The following is a 19523-nucleotide window of genomic DNA, read 5'->3' as shown; positions in this document are numbered from 1 at the left end:
GTCCATGGGAAAGATTCCGAATGCCCTGTGGGGCGGACCGCGCGATTATAACACTGACAACTGACACTGCCGCAGCGAAATACAGGCAATACAAGCGCTTGCGGATGCTGCTGCCTAGTATGGACAGCGCCAGGTTACAGAAAGTCACTCACTGGCGGTTTTATCTGGGGCGAGCCTGATGGTTCCAGGCGGCGGAAATGAAAAAGGCCTGCATCGTTGCAGGCCTTTTCAATATGGCGGACTCAGGAGGATTCGAACCTCCGACCGCTCGGTTCGTAGCCGAGTACTCTATCCAGCTGAGCTATGAGTCCATGAGTGTTTTTATACCAGATCACCACTGGTTCTGATTTCAACCACTTTACAGTGATTGCCATCGAGAGATGGCGGACTCAGGAGGATTCGAACCTCCGACCGCTCGGTTCGTAGCCGAGTACTCTATCCAGCTGAGCTATGAGTCCGCGAAGCGTTGCGCATTATAGATTCAAAATCTTCGTTATCAAGTTTTTTCGTTCATTTACAACGACTTGCTAACGTTTTTCTATATTGCTTTATATGGCGGAGAAGGGGGGATTCGAACCCCCGACACCCTTTTGAGGTGTACTCCCTTAGCAGGGGAGCGCCTTCGGCCACTCGGCCACCTCTCCGCAACACGGGGCGCATCATACCTGCCTTTACCCCGTTTGCAAAGCCAAAAATCGGATAAAAATTAATGGCTTGGTTCGTCATCCTTTTCTTTCTGGATGCGCTGGTAAATCTCCTCACGGTGTACGGCAACCTCTTTTGGCGCGTTCACGCCAATGCGTACCTGATTACCCTTCACACCCAGCACAGTGACGGTCACCTCGTCACCCACCATCAAGGTCTCCCCGACCCGGCGAGTCAGAATCAGCATTCCTTTCTCCTTAAAACGGATTCAGTCAGAAAATAGTCTGCAAGATAAAACGGACGGTACTCCGTGAACCCAAGCCTGGCACTCTCACAAGGTATGTGACCTGCCAGTGCGCGCTCAAAGTTCCCTTCGCTCCACCCCAAACGACGGAAGGCGCAATGCGCCTTTCCTGCTCTGCTCACTCCCCCTTACTGGCCGGAGCATCCAGTTCGAAGGCGGTATGCAGCGCACGCACTGCAAGCTCGAGGTATTTCTCCTCGATCACCACCGACACCTTGATCTCGGAGGTCGAGATCATCTGAATATTGATGTTTTCCCTGGCCAGCGCCTCGAACATGCAGCTGGCGACGCCCGCGTGGGAGCGCATGCCAACCCCTACAATGGATACCTTGGCGATCTCCGTGTCGCCAACGACTTCACGCGCCTTGAGCTCACCCGCCGCCTTCTGCAGCACTTGCAGGGCATTGTTGTAGTCATTGCGGTGCACGGTGAAGGTGAAGTCCGTGGTGTTATCGTGCGCGACGTTCTGCACGATCATGTCCACCTCGACGTTCGCGGCGCTGATGGGGCCGAGAATCCTGAACGCCACGCCGGGAGTGTCCGGAACGCCGCGAATGGTCAGCTTGGCTTCGTCACGGTTGAAAGCGATGCCGGAGATAATGGGCTGTTCCATGGGTTCCTCTTCGTCAAGGGTGATGAGGGTACCGGGCCCCTCCTGGAAACTGTGCAAGACACGCAACGGCACGCTGTATTTGCCGGCGAACTCGACGGCGCGAATCTGCAACACCTTGGAGCCCAGGCTGGCCATCTCCAGCATTTCCTCGAAGGTGATGCGGTCGAGGCGACGCGCCTTGGCGACCACACGCGGATCGGTGGTGTAGACGCCGTCCACGTCGGTGTAGATCTGGCACTCGTCCGCCTTCAGCGCAGCGGCCAGGGCGACGCCGGTGGTATCGGAACCACCACGGCCCAAGGTGGAGATGTTGCCCTGCTCGTCCACGCCCTGGAACCCGGCGACCACCACCACGCGCCCCGCCGAGAGCTCGTCGCGAATCTTCTGTGCGTCGATGCTGAGGATGCGTGCCTTGGTGTGCACGCTGTCGGTGACGATACCGGCCTGGCTGCCCGTGTAGGAAATGGCGGGCACGCCACGCTCGATCAGGGCCATGGCCAACAGCGCGATGGTCACCTGCTCGCCGGTGGAAACCATCACGTCCAGTTCGCGCGGCACCGGTTGTTGGCTGATTTGCCGGGCCAGGTCGATCAGGCGGTTGGTTTCCCCGCTCATGGCCGAGACCACCACCACAATGTCATCGCCGCGCTCGCGGAAACGCTGGACCTTCTCGGCCACCTGCTGGATGCGCTCGACCGTGCCGACCGAGGTGCCACCGAACTTCTGTACGATCAATGCCATTCTTATCGCCTACACCGCCCCGAAGGGCATCCAGTGAATTCCTGCATTCGCTGCGTCAGCGGCACAAGGGCCATTCGGCCCCTTGCCGAAGCACTCAGACGCGCTGTTCGACGAAAGCCACGGCCTGGGCCAGGGTCTCGTCCAGCCGGGACGGCTCAGTGCCGCCACCCTGGGCCATGTCGGGACGACCGCCGCCTTTACCGCCGACACCCGCAGCGGCCTGCTTCATCAGGTCGCCCGCCTTGAGCTTGGCAGTCAGGTCCTGGGTCACACCAGCGACCAGTACCACCTTGCCGTCCAGCTCGCTGCCCAGCAGTATCAACGCGCTGCCCAGCTTGTTCTTCAATTGGTCGACCAGGGCCAGCAAGGCCTTGCCATCCAGACCATCCAGGCGCGCGGCCAGCACCTTGACGCCTTTCACGTCCACGGCGGAACCCACCAGGTCATCGCCCGTGGCACTGGTGGCCTTGGCCTTCAACTGTTCCAGTTCCTTTTCCAACTGGCGATTGCGCTCCAGCAGGCCGCCGAGCTTCTCCAGCAGGTTGTCGCGGCTGCCCTTGACCAGGGTGGCGGCGTCCTTGAGCTGCTCCTCGGCACCGTTCAGGTAGGCCAGGGCGCCAGCACCGGTAACCGCTTCCAACCGACGGACGCCTGCCGCGACGCCGCCTTCGCTGGTGATCTTGAACACGCCGATATCGCCCGTGCGGGCAGCATGGGTACCGCCACACAGTTCAACCGAAAAGCCTGCGCCCATGGTCAGGACACGGACCCGGTCGCCGTACTTTTCGCCGAACAGGGCCATGGCGCCCTTGCGCTTGGCGGTCTCGATGTCGGTCTCTTCGGTTTCCACGGGCGTGTTGCGGCGGATCTCAGCGTTGACGCGATCCTCCAGCGCCTTCAACTGAGCGGGAGTGATGGCTTCGAAGTGGCTGAAATCGAAACGCAGGCGCTGGCTGTCCACCAACGAGCCTTTCTGGCTGACATGCTCGCCAAGGATTTCCCGCAGCGCCGCATGCAACAGGTGGGTCGCCGAGTGGTTCAGGGCCGTGGCCTGGCGCACCGAGGCATCCACCACGGCATCGACCTGCTCGCCCACGGCCAGGCTGCCAGCAGCCAGCACGCCATGGTGCAGGAACGCCGCGCCCGCCTTGTTGGTGTCCTGCACGTCAAAGCGGGCATCGCCAACCTGCAGATAGCCGCTGTCGCCGACCTGACCACCAGACTCGGCATAGAACGGTGTCCGGTCGAGCACCACCACGCCCGCCTCGCCAGCCTGCAGGCGTTCGACCGCCACGCCGTCGCGGAACAGCGCCAGCACACGGCCCTGGTCGCGGGTCACGGCATAACCGGTAAAGCGGGTTTCGCCCTCGACCTTGACCAGGCTGTTGTAGTCCATACCAAAGGCGCTGGCCGAACGAGCACGCTCGCGCTGGGCCTGCATCTCGCGTTCGAAGCCGTCCTCGTCGAGGCTCAGGCCGCGCTCGCGGGCAATATCGCCGGTCAGGTCGACCGGGAAGCCGTAGGTGTCATAGAGCTTGAACACTACGTCACCAGGAATCACCTTGCCTTGCAGGCCGGCCAGATCCTGTTCGAGGATTTTCAGCCCTTGCTCCAGGGTCTTGGCGAACTGCTCTTCCTCGTTCTTCAACACGCGCTCGATATGCGCCTGCTGTTGCTTGAGTTCGGGAAAGGCATCGCCCATCTCGGCCACCAGCGCGGCGACGATACGATGGAAGAAAGTGCCCTTGGCGCCCAGCTTGTTACCGTGCCGGCTGGCCCGGCGAATGATGCGCCGCAGCACATAGCCACGCCCTTCGTTGGACGGCGTGACGCCATCGGCGATCAGGAAGCCGCAGGAACGGATATGGTCGGCCACCACCTTCAGCGAAGCCTGGCCTTCGTTGGCGCAACCGATGGCATCGGCGGCGGCATTCAGCAGGCTCTGGAACAGGTCGATCTCGTAGTTCGAGTTGACGTGCTGCAACACCGCGCTGATGCGCTCCAACCCCATGCCGGTGTCCACGCTCGGCGCCGGCAGCGGGTGCAGCACGCCGTCAGCAGTACGGTTGAACTGCATGAAGACGTTGTTCCAGATCTCGATGTAGCGATCGCCGTCTTCCTCCGGCGAGCCGGGCGGGCCTCCCCAGATATGCGCGCCGTGGTCGAAGAAGATTTCCGTGCAGGGACCGCAAGGGCCGGTATCGCCCATGGCCCAGAAGTTGTCCGATGCGTACGGCGCACCTTTGTTGTCACCGATGCGGATCAGTCGCTCGGCCGGCACGCCGACGTCCTTGTTCCAGATGTCGTAGGCCTCGTCATCGCTGGCGTAGACGGTGACCCAGAGTTTTTCCTGCGGCAGGTTCAGCCACTGCTCGCTGGTCAGGAACTCCCAGGCGAAAGTGATGGCATCGCGCTTGAAGTAGTCGCCGAAGCTGAAGTTACCGAGCATCTCGAAGAAGGTATGGTGGCGCGCGGTGTAGCCGACGTTCTCCAGGTCGTTGTGCTTGCCGCCGGCACGCACGCACTTCTGGCTGGTGGTGGCACGGGTATAGGCGCGCTTTTCCAGGCCGAGGAAGCAGTCCTTGAACTGGTTCATCCCTGCGTTGGTGAACAGCAGGGTCGGATCGTTCGCCGGGATCAGCGAACTGGAGGCGACGCGGGTATGCCCCTTCGCTTCGAAGAAGCGGAGGAAGGCTTCACGGATTTCAGCGCTTTTCATAGATTCTTCCAGGAAACGACGGCCCGGCGACCGCACAGGGAATGGCATCGAAACCCTGTTGCAGCGAGCGACTAATAGCCGGCAAAGGGCCGCATTATATCGGCGTTATCCGCCGGGTATATAGAAAATGACCAATTGCCCGGTCAGCGCAATAACTTGCTGTCGAGCACTTTCGAACCGGCGCCGAGCAGGGTCTCGGTAATGTCGACAAAATCCTCGGTACTGACTTTGTCCAGGCGCATCAGGCCACGGCTGACATCATCCAGCGAGTGCCGGCTCTTGCTGCGCTGGCGGATCTCTTTGTCCAGGTCCTGGAGCAGCAGAACGGCCCTGGCGGTCACCGGCCCGCTGGCACGGTCAGTGCGCAGACTGTCGACACTTTTGCTCCATTTGATCAGATGCGCCCGCACGGCCTGATAGCGTTCTTCGCTCATGCCGCCGGCACGACGCATCAGTTCGATGGCGTAATACTCGGCGATGCCTTCGGTGATCCAGTCACTTCGGTCACGGGCACGGATGCGACTGAAGACATGCACCAACTCATGCACCAGCGAACTGGTGCCGTTTTCGCTGACCAGCGGACGGTCGGCGTGCATGAACAGCGAATTGGGCCCGGAAAGGCCGCCACGCCACATCGGATCGCCAGCGCCGACCACCAGCAGCTTGGCCGGGTCACGCGGGAACACCTGCTGCACCTGCGGCCAGACGAAGGTGAGCAGGGTCAGGATATCCATGCGTCGCACGCCCTCGCCCACCGGTGCGGAAACGCTGACATCGGTTTCCCCCAGGCGAGTGCGGCGCGTACCCAGCTTGCCGGCCACCATCCAGCCGGTGGGCCGGTCGAACAGGCGCTCGGGGTTGTCGATACGGAAGCGGTTCTTGCCGATGCGCGGCCAGCCGGTCTCGACGCTTTTCCAGCCGTCCGGCAGCTCGAAGGCCAGGCGGGCGGTCAGCCGGGTGCCCTCTCGCTCGTCGAGCCTGGCGGACGGGATCAGGTCATCACCACGAAACAGCGCCCAGTCATCCGTCATGCGGGCATCGTAACGGCCATTGTCGCGGACACTGCTCAAGCGTACCCGATAGCTGAGCACTGCCTTGCCACTGGCCGGACGCCAGACGCCACGACCTGGCTGCGCCTCGCTCCATTCACCATCGGCCTGGAAATCGCTGTAGCGACCGTCGTCGCCCAGGTTGAAGTCGAAAGAGCGGATGACCTCGCCCTTCTCCAGGATCACGCGTACCAGCGCCTGCCCATCCTCGGGCAGAAGGCTGACCTGATAATCCAGGTCGGATTTGGGCGCAGCGACAGCGGTCATGCTGCCGAGGGACAGGAGCGGCACAACGAGCAGCGGCAGCAAACGAACGGGCATGACGGAACTCCTCAAGGGAACGGATCAACCAGCACGGAAAATCAGGTATTGCTCCCAATCATCCTCATCCACACTGTCTTCGGCAATCATGCGACCCGCCTGGGAAATGCGCTCGTCATGTACCGCCTGCCGGTCACCGCAGACCAGGTGATGCCATAGCGGCAGGTCCTTGCCTTCGGCCACCAGCCGATAACCGCAGGTTGGCGGCAACCATTTGAAATCCACCGCATCGGCGGCGGTCAGCTGGATGCAATCAGGCACGCTCGCGCGTCGGGCGGGATAGTCACTGCACTGGCAGGTCTGCAGGTCCAGCAGCTTGCAGGCCACGCGGGTGTAGTAGACGGCGCCATCTTCCTCGTCTTCCAGTTTCTGCAGGCAGCACAGGCCGCAGCCATCGCACAGCGACTCCCACTCGTCACGATCGAGCTGGGAGAGCGTCTTGCGTATCCAGAAGGGTTCGACTTTGGCAGCCATGAAAGCGGGCAGTCACACAGGGTAAAAGGCCGGCAAGTCTAGGGTCTGCCGCACCGCGCTTCAAGCGCCAGGCATGGCCGAACAGGACGAACGGAAAGCGGCAGAAACCCGCCGCCGTACCGGCCAGCCGTCAGACCGGGTCGTTGCGCGTCAGCAGCTCTTCCGGCAGGTGCTGGATATAGTCGTCCTCGGGCGGCGGCATCTGCAGGTGATAGCCCTGCTGGTCGAGGTTGGCCAGCACCTGAGCGATATCTTCCCGGGCCAGTTGGCGCTCGGGGCTCAGGACCATATCGAACGCATGGATGGGCGCGCCGAACGCCGCCAGCAAGGCCTCAGGCACACGTGCCAGGGCATCCTGCTTCAATACATACAGGTACATCTCGTTCTTGCGCCGACTCTTGTAGATCGAGCAGATACGTTTCATGGCTGACGCTCCAGAATATCCAGCAGGGCCTGTCCCATCAGTTCGCGACGCCAGCCGCGCAGGGAGTCGGGCAAATGGTAGGGACCGTTGGGGTAGCCGGTCTTGAGCAGGGCTTCGAGCACCTTCTTGCGCAACATCAGCTCGGGCACGATCTCCAGGCGCTCCGCCTCACGCTGGCCGACCACGCGCAGCTTCTTGAGCAGGCTCGACACCTCCAGCGGCAGCGGTTCGGGCAGGGCTGCAGGCCAGTCCTGCTCGGGAAGCGAGGCCGACTGGCGGATGATCTCCAGCAGGGTCTCGCCATCCTGGCGCACGGTGCGCGGGTGCATGTCCTCGATACGCGCCAGGCTGACCAGGTCCTGCGGCTGGGTACGCGCCAGCGGCCACAGGCTGTTCTCGCGCACGACGCGGTTGCGCGGCACATCGCGCTCACGGGCCTCACGCTCACGCCAGGCCGCCAGCTCACGCATGACGGCCAGTTGCTGCGGCCGCAAGCGCCAGGCCTGCTTGATGTCGCGGTAGACCTCTCGCGGATCGACCACACGGCGAAGTTGGCTGACCTGTTCTGCACCGTCATCCAGTATCCAGGCCAACTTGTCGGCAGACAGACGGGCGCTCAAGGCCAGGTAAAGCTCGGCCAGGTACTGCACGTCCTCGGCGGCATAGCGCACCTGGGTATCACTGAGCGGGCGCTGCAACCAGTCGGAACGCGTCTCGCCCTTGGGCAGCTCGATATCCAGCACCTGGTGGACCAGGCGCGAATAACCCATGGAGAAACCGATATTCAGGTAGCCCGCCGCCACTTGCGTATCGAACAGCGGCACCGGCAGGGCACCGGCAAGGTGCAGGAAGACCTCCAGGTCCTCGCTGCCGGCATGCAGCACCTTGACCACGCCGGGATGCTCCAGCAGCGCGGCGAACGCACGCCAGTCCGAGATCGACAGCGGATCGATCAGCCAGACTTCATGGCCATCGCAGACCTGCAACAGGCCGGCGATCGGATAAAAGGTATCGACCCGCATGAACTCGGTATCCAGCGCCACATAAGGCTGCTGGCTCCAGCGTTCGCAAAGCCGGGCAAGTTGCTCGTCGTCGAGCACCCATTGGATTTCCTGGGACAAAGGTGACTCCTTGAGTTCCCGTTCGAAGCCCATGTCACACCAGGCCGAAAGGCGCGCAGTATACCCGCCCCGACCGGCCCTCGCGATGAAACATCCACATACCCGGTGCCTCGTCCATACGGTCACGAACGGTCCCAACGGTCACGCCGCGGCTTGCTATACACTCCCCCGCGAACGGACCGCAAACCGCGAAATAGAGCCTGCCCGGCACCATTCAGGATGAACCCGGTCCAACACGGCAGGTGTAAACCGTCCACTGGAGTGATAGCCAAGAATGAAAACAATAGGGTTGAAAACCGCACTGGCCATGACCGTCGGTGCACTCACTGGCCAGGCCCTTGCGGCAGGTTACGCGCTCAACGAACAAAGCATCAGCGGCATGGGCACCTCCTACGCCGGCCGCTCGTCGGCGGCGGACGACGCCTCGACCCTGTTCGGCAACCCCGCCGGCATGGCCCGCCTGAAACGTGAAGAAGCCAGCTTCGGCATCGCCGCCCTCCACGCCAAGACGGACATCAGCGACACCAGCAGCCCGTCCTATGTCAGCGGCAGCAACGACGGCGACATGGTGCCATTCACTGCCGTCCCCATGGGTTACTACGTCAAGCCACTGGACGAAAAATGGGCGATCGGTGTCGGCGTCTACGTCCCCTTCGGCATGATCACCGACTATGAGAGCGGATTCGAAGGCCGCTACTTCGGTAACTACAGCGAAGTACGGGTCATCACCCTGCAACCCACCGTCAGTTATCGCTTCAACGAGCAGTTGTCGATCGGCTTCGGACCGACCATCAACCGTATCGACGGCCAGTTGGAAAGCGCTTCCCTGAGCCGCTTCACTCCCGGCAGCAACGACGGACAAGTGAAGGTCAAAGGCAACGACACGGCACTCGGTTTCAATCTGGGCGTTCTTTATGAATTCACACCGCACACCCGTGCAGGCCTGACCTACCACTCCAAAGTCGAGTACCGGCTCAAGGGCGACACCCGCCTGTCAGGCCCGGCGTTCGATCAACTGGCCTCGGCCGGCATACCCGCCCCAGGCAAGTACAAGGCCTCACTCGACCTCGACAGCCCCGAGTCGCTCGACTTCTCCATCACCCACGAGCTGAACGACCAGTGGACCCTCTACGCCGGTGCCACCTGGACGCGCTGGAGCCGCTTCGAAGCATTGGTCATCGAGAACAAGGGCATACCCGCCCAGTTGCAACCGACCCTCGCCCCCATCGTCGAAGAACAGCACTGGCATGACACCTGGGCCTATGCCCTCGGCGCCGCCTACAAGCTCAGCCCGCAATGGACACTGCGCAGCGGCCTGGCCTTCGACCAGAGCCCGACCAACAACGTCGACCGCTCGCCACGGGTTCCTTCCGGCGACCGTACCGCCGTAAGCCTGGGCCTGGCCTGGAACCCCAGCGACGACGTGACCCTGGACTTCGCTTACAGCTACCTGTGGGAAGAAGACATCAAGGTCAATCGCAGCCGTAACAACGCCTCCCAAACTTATTCAGCCAAGTACGAGAACAGCGCACACGGCTTCGGCGCGGGACTGACCTACCGCTTCTGATTCATTGACGGGAATGCACAGCGCTCACCGGGGGAGGTGAAACGAGCCGCCGGTGCGCACGGCGTCACCCTGGCGGCTGCGGACCTACTCCAGCAGCGCTTGCGACGGTTCGCCCGTCGCTCAAAACATCCGGCTCAGCCAGGATATCGCCAGCCCCAGCCCAAGCCCCGCAAAACCAGCCGCGTAGAACACGAAGTCGACGCGTGCTTCGCGCTGGTCCTCTTCCTGGCGCTCACGCTGGGCACGCTTCGACGCATCGACCTGGGGCCGCCGCATGGCCGCCACGACACGTTGACGCCGGCGTGTGGTCACCAGCACCCAGGAACCAGTGAGACTGATGATAAGCGCAAGACAATTGAGCACCAGGGACACGGGAATACATTCACTCTAAGGCTGGCCCGGATACGATCCAGGCGGTTGAAGACAAAACCTGCCGGCGGAGGCGCTGACGGCCTGGGCAACCCGAAAGGGTATCAAGGGTTGAACCAGACTCGCCCCATGGAAAGACGAAATGCACAGGCCTGACTTTTCAGGAAGCTATTGAGACCCACAGACACCGAATAACCGGAACGACAGGACGCCGGCGAATGCCGGCGTCCATGGAGGTCACTGGGCCAGGGTCTGGCCTATGCGCTGGTCACGGAAGACCCGGGTCAACGCATCGCTCATCACTTCACTGATCAGCTTGGTGTTGGTCTGCTCGTTGGGCGCCATGCCGAAGCGCTGATTGAGGGACGCGCCATAACGGCCACTGTAGCTGCGTCCGGCATTCTGCACTTCGACGCGGTAGGTCGCGCTGATATCGGCCTCGGTCACATACAGCCCTTCCTTCGGCGACTGGTACTTCAGTTCGGCCAGGGTCAGGGTCAACTGCGGCGCGTTATAGGCGTTCGGCGTAGGGGTGAAACCCAGCAGACGCACGGCGGCCTCGACCTGGGTCTGCAGCCTGGGCAGGACCTTCGCACTGGGCACGATGATGGAGCTGGTTTCCGGATAGAGCCCGCCACGGGTGCCGAGGGACTGCGACGCACGACCATCGACGACCCGCACGACCACCGGCTGGCCACGACCGAGTGCCGCAATGCTTTCGTTGAGCTTTGGCTGAGGATCCAGTTGCTGCGGGCTATGGGCGCAACCAGCAAGCACCAGAACGGATGCGGCAATGAAACCCGACACAAGACGCTGAAGCATGCTGCTTTCTCCCGGTAATGAATCCAAGGGGCGCAGTATATCCAGAGCCGCCATGGCCGCACAGCCATAACAAAAAATGGCTGGAGCCCCTTTCAGTGGCGGATGACCGTGGCCAAGCGGAGGAAGTGACATCAATAAAAAACCGCCCGACAGCCGAAGCTGCGGGTGGTTCTTATGTGCACTGGCCAAACGCGTCAGGGCAGGAAAACTGCCCTGGTGATTCGTCTCAGACGAGCTCCAGACGCTGGTTGGACTGCGCACTGACTTCGCGATAGACATCGGCGCTGTCACGCAGAGCCGCCTCACGCGCCGGGAAGATCTCGGCCAGCTTGGCCGACCAGGCCTCGCTGCGTGCCTGCTCGGGGAAGCAGCGCTCGATCAGATCGAGCATGATCGATACGGTGACCGATGCACCCGGCGAAGCCCCCAGCAGGGCAGCGATGCTGCCATCGCCGGCGGCGACCAGTTCGGTACCGAACTGCAGCACACCACCTTTCTTCTCGTCCTTCTTGATGATCTGCACGCGCTGGCCTGCGATCTCCAGGCGCCAGTCCTCATCCTTCGCCTCAGGATAGAAGGCGCGCAGCGACTCCAGGCGCTCGGCCATGGTCTGGCGCACTTCCTTGATCAGGTAGCGGGTCAGGTCCATGTTGTCGCGCGCGACGGCCAGCATGGGTCCGATATTGCCCGGACGGATGGACAGCGGCAGGTCGAGGATCGAACCTTGTTTGAGGAACTTGGTGGTGAAGCCGGCGTAAGGCCCGAACAGCAGGGACTTCTTGCCGTCGACGACGCGGGTGTCGAGGTGCGGCACGGACATCGGCGGCGCACCGACGGCGGCCTGGCTGTAGACCTTGGCCTGATGCTGGCTGACCACGTCGGGGTTGTCGCAACGCAGCCACTGGCCGCTCACCGGGAAGCCGCCGTAGCCCTTGCCTTCCTCGATACCGGAGAGTTGCAGCAGTTGCAGCGCGGCACCACCCGCACCCAGGAACACGAAACCGGCATTCAGTCGGCGTACGGCGCCACTGCGGGCATCACGCGCCTCGACCTGCCAGCCATCGGCCTTGCGCTCGAGGCCTGTCACCTTGTGGCTATAGGAGATACGCACACCGTCGCGCTTCGACAGATAGTCGAGCAATTGCAGGGTCAGTGCGCCGAAGTTGACGTCGGTACCGTTCAGGGCACGGGTGGCGGCGATCGGCTCATCCTCGGCACGGCCCGGCAGCACCAGCGGCATCCATTCGGCCAGGGTCTGACGCTCTTCCGAATAGACCATGTCGGCGAAGGCATGGTGCTGGGTCAGCGCGTCGAAGCGCTTCTTCAGGAAACCGATGTCTTTGCTGCCACGCACGAAGCTCAGGTGCGGCACAGGATTGATGAACGAACGTGGAGAGCCGAAACCCGACTGGGTGGTCAGGTAGGACCAGAACTGCTTGGACACTTCGAACTGGGTGTTGATGTGCACCGCTTTCTTGATGTCGATCGAGCCGTCCTTGCCCTGGGGCGTGTAGTTCAGCTCGCAGAGACCGGCGTGGCCGGTACCGGCATTGTTCCAGGGGTTGGAGCTTTCGGATGCGCCAGCCTCCCGCAACTCGACGATTTCCAGCCGGACGTCGGGGTTCAGTTCCTTGAGCAGCACAGCCAGGGTTGCGCTCATGATGCCGGCCCCAACCAACACCACATCCACTGCTTCGCTTTCGTGTTGCGTCATTAACGCGTTCTCCAGAATCACAGCATTAACTGTCATGACCGCAGTACGCGGGCACGTGAAACCCACCAGCCAGACGACCTCGACGCAGACGCGCCCTGGTCACTGCTCGGGATGTTGCACCCGAGGGCCGGTTGGAAACTCCGGCCAACTATGGAAGGGCGGCTTTTGGCCTCCTTCCTTCCGTTACCTGCTGCCTGGAGCGCACCTGGCGGCTCTGGACGGACAGCCCGCAACGGGTGAATCCGGTGTGCGGCGCCTGCGCCGCAACGAACGAGGCGCTACGCTCAGGCGCGAGCCGCCTCGATCACTTCGATATACGGCTGTGCCAGTGGCTGATCGGCCACCAGGGCGACGAAATCATTGCCTTCGGCATCCCGTGCGCCGAGGTCATGACCCGCTTCGACGAAGAACGCGACGAAGCGCTCGAAGTCGTTCACTCGCAGTCCACGGTAGGCCTTGATCAACTTGTGCAGAGAAGGCGGCGTGTCATCGGCAGGCTCGGGTTCCAGGAAAAGCTTGACCCACTCGTCCGAGATTTCATCACCGATCACCTGTTTCTTGTCTTTGCGCATGCTGTCACCAGACCTACGGACACTTACGGGGGCGGCAGTTTACTCTTCGCAGGCAGCATGCTCAACGCACCAGACCGGCTTGCGACCAAGGTCGTACTCCGGGGACACGACAATGGACGTATGAAAACAAAAGGCGGACAGTTGGGCGCTCCATTGTCTACCGACCCGGGAGGGCCAGCATGAAGTTGCCGCCTCTGTTCGCCGCATGGCGCCAGACCCTGAGCATGGGCTACAACGCCCAGTCACTACGCGGCGACATCAGCGCCGGTCTGACGGTCGGCATCATCGCCATCCCCCTGGCCATGGCGCTGGCCATCGCGGTCGGCGTCCCGCCGCAGCACGGCCTCTATACGATCCTGGTCGCAGCGCCTCTCATCGCCTTCACTGGCGGATCGCGCTTCAACGTCTCCGGGCCGACCGCCGCGTTCGTCGTCATCCTGCTGCCCATCACCCAGCAATACGGCCTTGGCGGCCTGCTGCTGTGCACCATGATGGCCGGCATGATCCTGATCCTGCTCGGCCTGCTGCGGGCCGGGCGGTTGATCGGTTTCATCCCCTACCCGGTCACGCTGGGCTTCACTGCCGGGATCGGTATCGTCATCGCCACCCTGCAGATCAAGGACGCCCTCGGCCTGCAACTGGACGGGCAGCCGCAGAACTATGTGGAAAGCATCTCCATGCTGGCCAGTGCCCTGCCCACCGCCCACCTGGGCGATGCCCTGGTCGCCATCGCCTGCCTGGCGATCCTGATCGTCTGGCCTCGCTGGGTACCGAAGGTGCCCGGCCATCTGGTAGCCCTGGCAGCGGGCGCGCTGCTCGGCTGGCTGCTGGAAAGCAATGGACTGGAAGTGGCAACCCTTGGCGAGCGTTTCAGCTACGACGTCGATGGCGTTTCCCATCCCGGCATTCCACCCTTCCTGCCGGACTTCGTCTGGCCCTGGCAGTTGCCCGGTGCCGACGGCCAGCCATTGCAACTGTCCTATGAACTGCTGCATCAACTGATGGGCCCGGCCTTCGCCATCGCCATGCTCGGCGCCATCGAATCACTGTTGTGCGCGGTGGTCGCCGACGGCATGACCGGTGGCAGCCACGACCCCAACGCCGAGCTGCTCGGCCAGGGACTCGGCAACCTGGTGGCGCCTCTGTTCGGCGGCATCACCGCCACTGCAGCCATCGCCCGTAGCGCTGCCAACGTGCGCGCAGGGGCCTTTTCACCGCTGGCGGCGATCATCCATGCCGGGGTGGTGTTGCTGGCCATGCTCTGGCTAGCGCCGTTGTTCAGCTACCTGCCGATGGCGGCACTGGCGGCGCTGTTGCTGATGGTTGCCTGGAACATGAGCGAAGCGCCGCATGTGCTGCGCACACTGCGCATCGCGCCGCGCAACGATGTGCTGGTGCTGCTGACCTGCCTGTCGCTGACCGTATTGTTCGACATGGTATTGGCGGTGGGCGTCGGCCTGTTGCTGGCGGCGGGGCTGTTCATCAAGCGCATGAGCGACCTGACCGGCACCTCGGGCCTGTCACGCATCCAGGCCCGGCAGATGCAGGCGCTGCCGGAGCACGTCGCCGCCTATGCGATACGCGGCCCGCTGTTCTTCGGCGCTGCGGAAAAGGCACTGGGCGTGCTGCGCCGTTTCAATCCGGACGTGAAGGTGGTGATCGTCGACATGAGCGCGGTGCCGATGCTGGACATGACCGCCCTGGCGGCCTTCGAGAGCGTCCTGCATGACTACCAGCGCCAAGGGGTTGCGCTGATCCTGTCGGGCTGCAATGCCCAGATACGCCTGAAACTGCGCCATGCCCTCGGGCAAGGCCATCGCCCGCACCATGCACGGGACCTCAATCAGGCGCGCAGCAAGGCCATGGGGCTGCTCGAACATGCGTGACGCCGGCAAGGCCGGCGTCACGGTAACCGCGTCGGCTAATTACAGCGGACGCAGGTTGATTTCCACACGGCGGTTCTGCGCACGCCCTTCCGCCGAAGCATTGTTGCCGATCGGCTGGCTGGAGGCGGCACCGTAGGACGAAATGCGGCTGGCCGCTACGCCGTTGGCGGCCAGGTAGGACGCCACGCTCTGGGCGCGACGGGTGGACAGGTCCTGGTTCAACTGCGCGGAGCCCGTGCTGTCGGTATGGCCGACGATGTCCACGCCGTTCTTGTTGAACTCCTTGAACACCAGCACCAGGGAGTTCAGGGTCGGGTAGAAGCTGCTGGAAATATCCGCCGAGTTACTGGCGAAGGTGATATTGCCCGGCATGATCAGCGTCAGGTTGTCGCCATTGCGCTGCACCTGTACACCAGTGCCCTGCAACGTCTGGCGCAGCTTGGCTTCCTGGGTGTCGACGTAGTAGCCGTAGCCACCCGCGGCCGCCCCGGCGACAGCGGCACCGATCAGCGCGCCCTTGGCACGGTCCTTCTTGCTCGAAGTCGCCGCGCCGATCACTGCCCCCGTGGCGGCGCCGATCCCGCCGTAGACCCCAGCCTTGCCAGCCTGCTGTTCACCGGTATAGGGATTGTTGGTACAGCCCGCGAGCAACGCGACACTGACAGCCAGGGCAGTCAAGCTCAGCTTCTTCATATGGTCTTCCTTCATCTACGTTCTGTTGGCAGGCGTGCCCTTCGTCACGCCTGCAAGGCGTCTCAAGACTAACACCGGAGCGCCACGGGAAAAGCCGCTGACCGGAAACACGCTGTCCGAAAGACCATGGCTGAAACAACGAGTTCAATCAGGCCGCAGGGGTGTTTCTCCCCTCTCCCGCAAGCGGGAGAGGGGGCAACTGTGGGCGCTACCCATGGAAACCCATGTGATCTGCACCATATGAACAAGTATGTCGGCCTTCATACAATCACCCCGCCCATACCACCGCGCCCGCTTTCGCTTGCAACCAGTCGCCTGCTGCTTATAGCCTGCCGCCCAATATCCTCCAGCCCTCCAGGGAGCCCTTCGCCATGACCGAACCACTCGTTATCGACCCCAGCCACAAAGCCGATGCCTGTGTGATCTGGCTGCATGGCCTGGGTGCCGACCGCTACGACTTCCAGCCCGTCGCCAGCGCCCTGCAACAGCGCCTGGACTCGACCCGGTTCATCCTGCCGCAGGCGCCGACGCGCGCGGTCACCATCAATGGCGGCTGGAGCATGCCAAGCTGGTACGACATCATCGCCCTGTCTCCCGCCCGCGCCATCGACCGCGACCAGATGGAAGCCTCCGCCCAGGCCCTTATCGAACTCGCCGAGGCCCAGCGCAACAGCGGCATCGACCCTGCCCGCATCTTCTTCGCCGGTTTCTCCCAGGGCGGTGCCGTCGCCCTGCACACGGCCTTCCTGCGCTGGCAGGGACCGCTGGGCGGTGTCATCGCCCTCTCCACCTATGCGCCGACCTTTCCAGAGGCCCTGCAACTGTCAGCCGACGCTCGCCAACGCCCCACCCTCTGCCTGCACGGCACCCGCGACGACGTGGTGCTGACCGCCATGGGCCGCGCCGCGCACGACGGCCTGCTGGCCGCTGGCGTCGACGTGCAATGGCGTGACTACCCGATGGGGCACGAAGTGCTGCCCGAAGAGGTACTCGATATCGGCGACTGGCTTGCCGAACGCCTGCAACGCGACTGAATCGCCGCAGATACCGGCACGGCGGGCAATGCTTCGCCCTGCTGGCGTCTTGCATTACACTGGCGCCGGACTTTCCCAGAATCAGATGATGAGATGACCGTGCTCAAAGCACTCAAGAAGATTTTCGGCCAGGACGCGGCACCACAGCCCGCCGTAGCGCCACAGCCCGAGCCAGCCCCCGCGCCCACCGCACAACGCCAGGACAAGCCGGCCAAACCCGCCCGCACCGGCGAGAAACCTGCGGGCAATGCAGAACGTACCCGACGGGCACGCCCAAAGAAGCCTGAAACACCGGCACGCCCCGCCTGGAAGCGCGAAGACTTCCAGGTCGAACCCGCCGAAGGCAAGACACGCTTCCACGACTTCGCACTCTCCGACAGCCTGATGCATGCCATCCAGGACCTCGGCTTCCCCTATTGCACGCCGATCCAGGCACAAGTGCTGGGCTACACCCTGAAGGGCCGCGACGCCATCGGCCGCGCCCAGACCGGCACCGGCAAGACCGCCGCCTTCCTCATTTCCACCATCACCCAGTTGCAGCAGACGCCCCCTCCGGCGGAGCGCTACATGGGCGAGCCGCGCGCACTGATCATCGCGCCGACCCGCGAACTGGTGGTGCAGATCGCCAAGGATGCCGAGGCGCTGACCAAGTACAGCGGCCTGAGCGTGATGAGCTTCGTTGGCGGCATGGACTTCGACAAGCAACTCAAGAGCCTCGAATCACGCTTCTGCGACATCCTGGTGGCCACGCCGGGCCGCCTGCTGGACTTTAACCAGCGCGGCGAAGTGCACCTGGACATGGTCGAGGTGATGGTGCTGGACGAAGCCGATCGCATGCTCGACATGGGCTTCATCCCGCAAGTGCGGCAGATCATCCGCCAGACCCCACCGAAATCCGAACGCCAGACCCTGCTGTTCTCCGCCACCTTCACCGACGACGTGATGAACCTGGCTCAGCAGTGGACCACCGACCCGGCCATCGTCGAGATCGAACCGGAGAACGTCGCCAGCGACACGGTCGAGCAGCACGTCTATGCCGTCGCCTCCAGCGACAAATACAAGCTGCTGTACAACCTGATCGCCCAGAACGACTGGACCCGCGTGATGGTCTTCGCCAACCGCAAGGACGAGGTACGCCGCATCGAGGAGCGCCTGACCCGTGACGGCATCAGTGCCGCGCAGATGTCCGGCGACGTACCGCAGCACAAGCGCATCAAGGTGCTGGAAGGCTTCCGCGAAGGCAAGATCCGCGTGCTGGTGGCCACCGATGTCGCCGGACGTGGCATCCACGTCGACGGCATCAGCCATGTGATCAACTTCACCCTGCCGGAAGACCCGGACGACTACGTGCACCGCATCGGTCGTACCGGCCGTGCCGGCACCAGCGGTACCTCGATCAGCTTCGCCGGCGAGGACGACGCCTTCGCCCTGCCGCCAATCGAGGAACTGATCGGCCGCAAGATCCACTGCGAAATGCCGCCCACCGAGTTGCTCACCGCCGTACCACGCCGCTCCTGACGACAGCCATTACCGGGCGCCATGCGCGCCCGGTAACACCCTGCTCAGAACGGCCGCCCGCCACCAATACTGATGCGCTGCAAGCGTCGCGTCTGCTCCTCCGGGAAACCGTTGCGTGCATGCAACGTCGCCTGGTTGTCCCACCAGAGAATGTCACCCACCTGCCAGCGGTGCGTATAGGTCAGCTCCGGCCGCGCCAGGTGTTCGCGCAGGCGGGCGATCAGCGCCGCACCCCGTTCGGGATCGTAGCCGGGGATTTCCACCTCGGTACGTGCACTGAGGAACAACAGCCGCCGTCCACTCTCTGGATGAGTGCGCACCAGCGGGTGCTCGCTGCCCTGTACCGGCTCGATATCCGGGGTGCGATAGGCATGGAAGGTGCCGCCATAACCGCCGTTCTGGCGTATCCGCACGAAGGGGTTGTAGGTGATCAGACGCAACCCATCGACTTCATCGCGGGTCGCCGCGTCGAGGCGCTCGTAGGCCAGCGCCAGGTTGGTGAACAGCGTTTCCCCACCACTCGATGGCACTGCCAGCGCTTGCAGAAAGGAGCTGGCCGAAGGCGCTGGCGTCCATTGATGGTCGATATGCGCCGCCAGCGGTGCATTGCCCAGTTCGCCATCCTCGGCATTGGCCACCTTGACGATCACCGGCGCCTTGCCGTCGGCCCCCGACGACAGCACCGGCACATCGGTCGGCGGCTGGAACACCGGGCCGAACAGTGTGACGAAATCCTGGTACTGACGGTCCGTCAGCGACTGATTGCGAAACAGCAGGACATGGTGGTCGCGCAACCCCTGGCGCAGCGCCAGCACCTGATGGGGCGACGGTGCCTGGCGCAGGTCCAGGCCATGCACCTCGGCGCCCAGCGGCGCATCCAGGGCGGTGATACGGAACTCATCGGCCACGGCAGTGGCCCTTGCGGTCTGGCTCATGG

17 protein-coding genes and 3 tRNA genes are annotated in these 19523 nt (G+C 63.1%); 4 read left to right on the top strand and 16 right to left on the bottom strand.

Going from position 1 to position 19523, the window contains the following annotated elements:
- Window positions 1-234: 234 nt before the first annotated feature.
- The 10 genes from HW090_RS14610 to rnd form a co-directional block, all read right to left on the bottom strand.
- A tRNA-Arg gene (locus HW090_RS14610) sits at window positions 235-311 on the bottom strand.
- A gap of 70 nt (window positions 312-381) precedes the next feature.
- Window positions 382-458: transfer RNA gene (locus tag HW090_RS14605), tRNA-Arg, on the bottom strand.
- Between the two features lie 95 nt (window positions 459-553).
- Window positions 554-644 (bottom strand) — tRNA-Ser (locus tag HW090_RS14600).
- A gap of 62 nt (window positions 645-706) precedes the next feature.
- Complete coding sequence (gene csrA / locus HW090_RS14595) at window positions 707-892, bottom strand: carbon storage regulator CsrA (protein WP_069899380.1); 186 nt, start codon at window positions 890-892, stop codon at window positions 707-709.
- 175 nt (window positions 893-1067) lie between these two features.
- The gene (locus tag HW090_RS14590; protein WP_179114200.1) at window positions 1068-2303 is read right to left on the bottom strand and encodes an aspartate kinase; all 1236 of its coding nucleotides are present in this window, start codon (window positions 2301-2303) and stop codon (window positions 1068-1070) included.
- Window positions 2304-2397: 94 nt separating this feature from the next.
- A complete protein-coding gene (gene alaS / locus HW090_RS14585; protein WP_179114199.1) occupies window positions 2398-5022 on the bottom strand; it encodes an alanine--tRNA ligase in 2625 nt (874 codons plus the stop codon).
- A 143-nt stretch (window positions 5023-5165) separates the two neighbouring features.
- On the bottom strand, window positions 5166-6392 hold the full coding sequence (locus tag HW090_RS14580; protein WP_179114198.1) for a hypothetical protein: 1227 nt from the start codon (window positions 6390-6392) through the stop codon (window positions 5166-5168).
- A 24-nt stretch (window positions 6393-6416) separates the two neighbouring features.
- Window positions 6417-6866: a YcgN family cysteine cluster protein gene (locus HW090_RS14575; RefSeq protein ID WP_179114197.1), complete on the bottom strand. Its 450-nt coding sequence runs from the start codon at window positions 6864-6866 to the stop codon at window positions 6417-6419.
- A gap of 130 nt (window positions 6867-6996) precedes the next feature.
- Complete coding sequence (locus HW090_RS14570) at window positions 6997-7290, bottom strand: YcgL domain-containing protein (protein WP_179114196.1); 294 nt, start codon at window positions 7288-7290, stop codon at window positions 6997-6999.
- On the bottom strand, window positions 7287-8411 hold the full coding sequence (gene rnd, locus HW090_RS14565; RefSeq protein ID WP_179114195.1) for a ribonuclease D: 1125 nt from the start codon (window positions 8409-8411) through the stop codon (window positions 7287-7289). Before rnd ends, HW090_RS14570 begins: the two co-directional genes overlap by 4 nt.
- A 274-nt stretch (window positions 8412-8685) precedes the next feature.
- Here rnd and HW090_RS14560 point away from each other — a divergent pair, with 274 nt between their 5' ends.
- On the top strand, window positions 8686-9978 hold the full coding sequence (locus HW090_RS14560) for an OmpP1/FadL family transporter (protein WP_179114194.1): 1293 nt from the start codon (window positions 8686-8688) through the stop codon (window positions 9976-9978).
- Window positions 9979-10098: 120 nt separating this feature from the next.
- Here the strand turns inward: HW090_RS14560 and HW090_RS14555 are convergent, their stop codons facing one another.
- The 4 genes from HW090_RS14555 to HW090_RS14540 all read right to left on the bottom strand — a co-directional run bounded on the left by HW090_RS14555 (window position 10099) and on the right by HW090_RS14540 (window position 13455).
- Window positions 10099-10350 carry a hypothetical protein gene (locus HW090_RS14555; RefSeq protein WP_256930682.1) on the bottom strand — a complete coding sequence of 84 codons (252 nt, stop codon included), beginning with the start codon at window positions 10348-10350 and terminating at the stop codon, window positions 10099-10101.
- Between the two features lie 234 nt (window positions 10351-10584).
- On the bottom strand, window positions 10585-11169 hold the full coding sequence (locus tag HW090_RS14550) for a YajG family lipoprotein (RefSeq protein WP_179114193.1): 585 nt from the start codon (window positions 11167-11169) through the stop codon (window positions 10585-10587).
- 226 nt (window positions 11170-11395) lie between these two features.
- The gene (mqo, locus tag HW090_RS14545) at window positions 11396-12883 is read right to left on the bottom strand and encodes a malate dehydrogenase (quinone) (RefSeq protein ID WP_256930681.1); all 1488 of its coding nucleotides are present in this window, start codon (window positions 12881-12883) and stop codon (window positions 11396-11398) included.
- 284 nt (window positions 12884-13167) lie between these two features.
- Window positions 13168-13455 (bottom strand): PA4642 family protein, encoded by a 288-nt coding sequence (locus HW090_RS14540; RefSeq protein ID WP_179114191.1) that lies wholly within the window; start codon window positions 13453-13455, stop codon window positions 13168-13170.
- A gap of 179 nt (window positions 13456-13634) precedes the next feature.
- Between HW090_RS14540 and dauA the strand changes: the two genes are divergently transcribed.
- Window positions 13635-15341, top strand: a complete 1707-nt coding sequence (gene dauA / locus HW090_RS14535) for a C4-dicarboxylic acid transporter DauA (RefSeq protein ID WP_179114190.1) — start codon at window positions 13635-13637, stop codon at window positions 15339-15341.
- Between the two features lie 39 nt (window positions 15342-15380).
- On the opposite strand, the gene HW090_RS14530 is transcribed toward dauA, so the two are convergent.
- On the bottom strand, window positions 15381-16034 hold the full coding sequence (locus HW090_RS14530) for an OmpA family protein (RefSeq protein ID WP_179114189.1): 654 nt from the start codon (window positions 16032-16034) through the stop codon (window positions 15381-15383).
- Window positions 16035-16405: 371 nt separating this feature from the next.
- Here HW090_RS14530 and HW090_RS14525 point away from each other — a divergent pair, with 371 nt between their 5' ends.
- A complete protein-coding gene (locus HW090_RS14525; protein WP_179114188.1) occupies window positions 16406-17068 on the top strand; it encodes an alpha/beta hydrolase in 663 nt (220 codons plus the stop codon).
- Window positions 17069-17167: 99 nt separating this feature from the next.
- Window positions 17168-18586: an ATP-dependent RNA helicase RhlB gene (gene rhlB, locus HW090_RS14520; protein ID WP_256930680.1), complete on the top strand. Its 1419-nt coding sequence runs from the start codon at window positions 17168-17170 to the stop codon at window positions 18584-18586.
- A gap of 44 nt (window positions 18587-18630) precedes the next feature.
- Here the strand turns inward: rhlB and HW090_RS14515 are convergent, their stop codons facing one another.
- A complete protein-coding gene (locus tag HW090_RS14515) occupies window positions 18631-19521 on the bottom strand; it encodes a TauD/TfdA family dioxygenase (RefSeq protein ID WP_179114186.1) in 891 nt (296 codons plus the stop codon).
- Window positions 19522-19523 lie beyond the last annotated feature (2 nt).

This window comes from Pseudomonas sp. ABC1 (genome assembly GCF_013395055.1).
Lineage (GTDB): Bacteria > Pseudomonadota > Gammaproteobacteria > Pseudomonadales > Pseudomonadaceae > Stutzerimonas.
The sequence above is the reverse complement of the archived record's forward strand: the minus strand, read 5'-3'. Positions and strand labels throughout refer to the sequence as shown.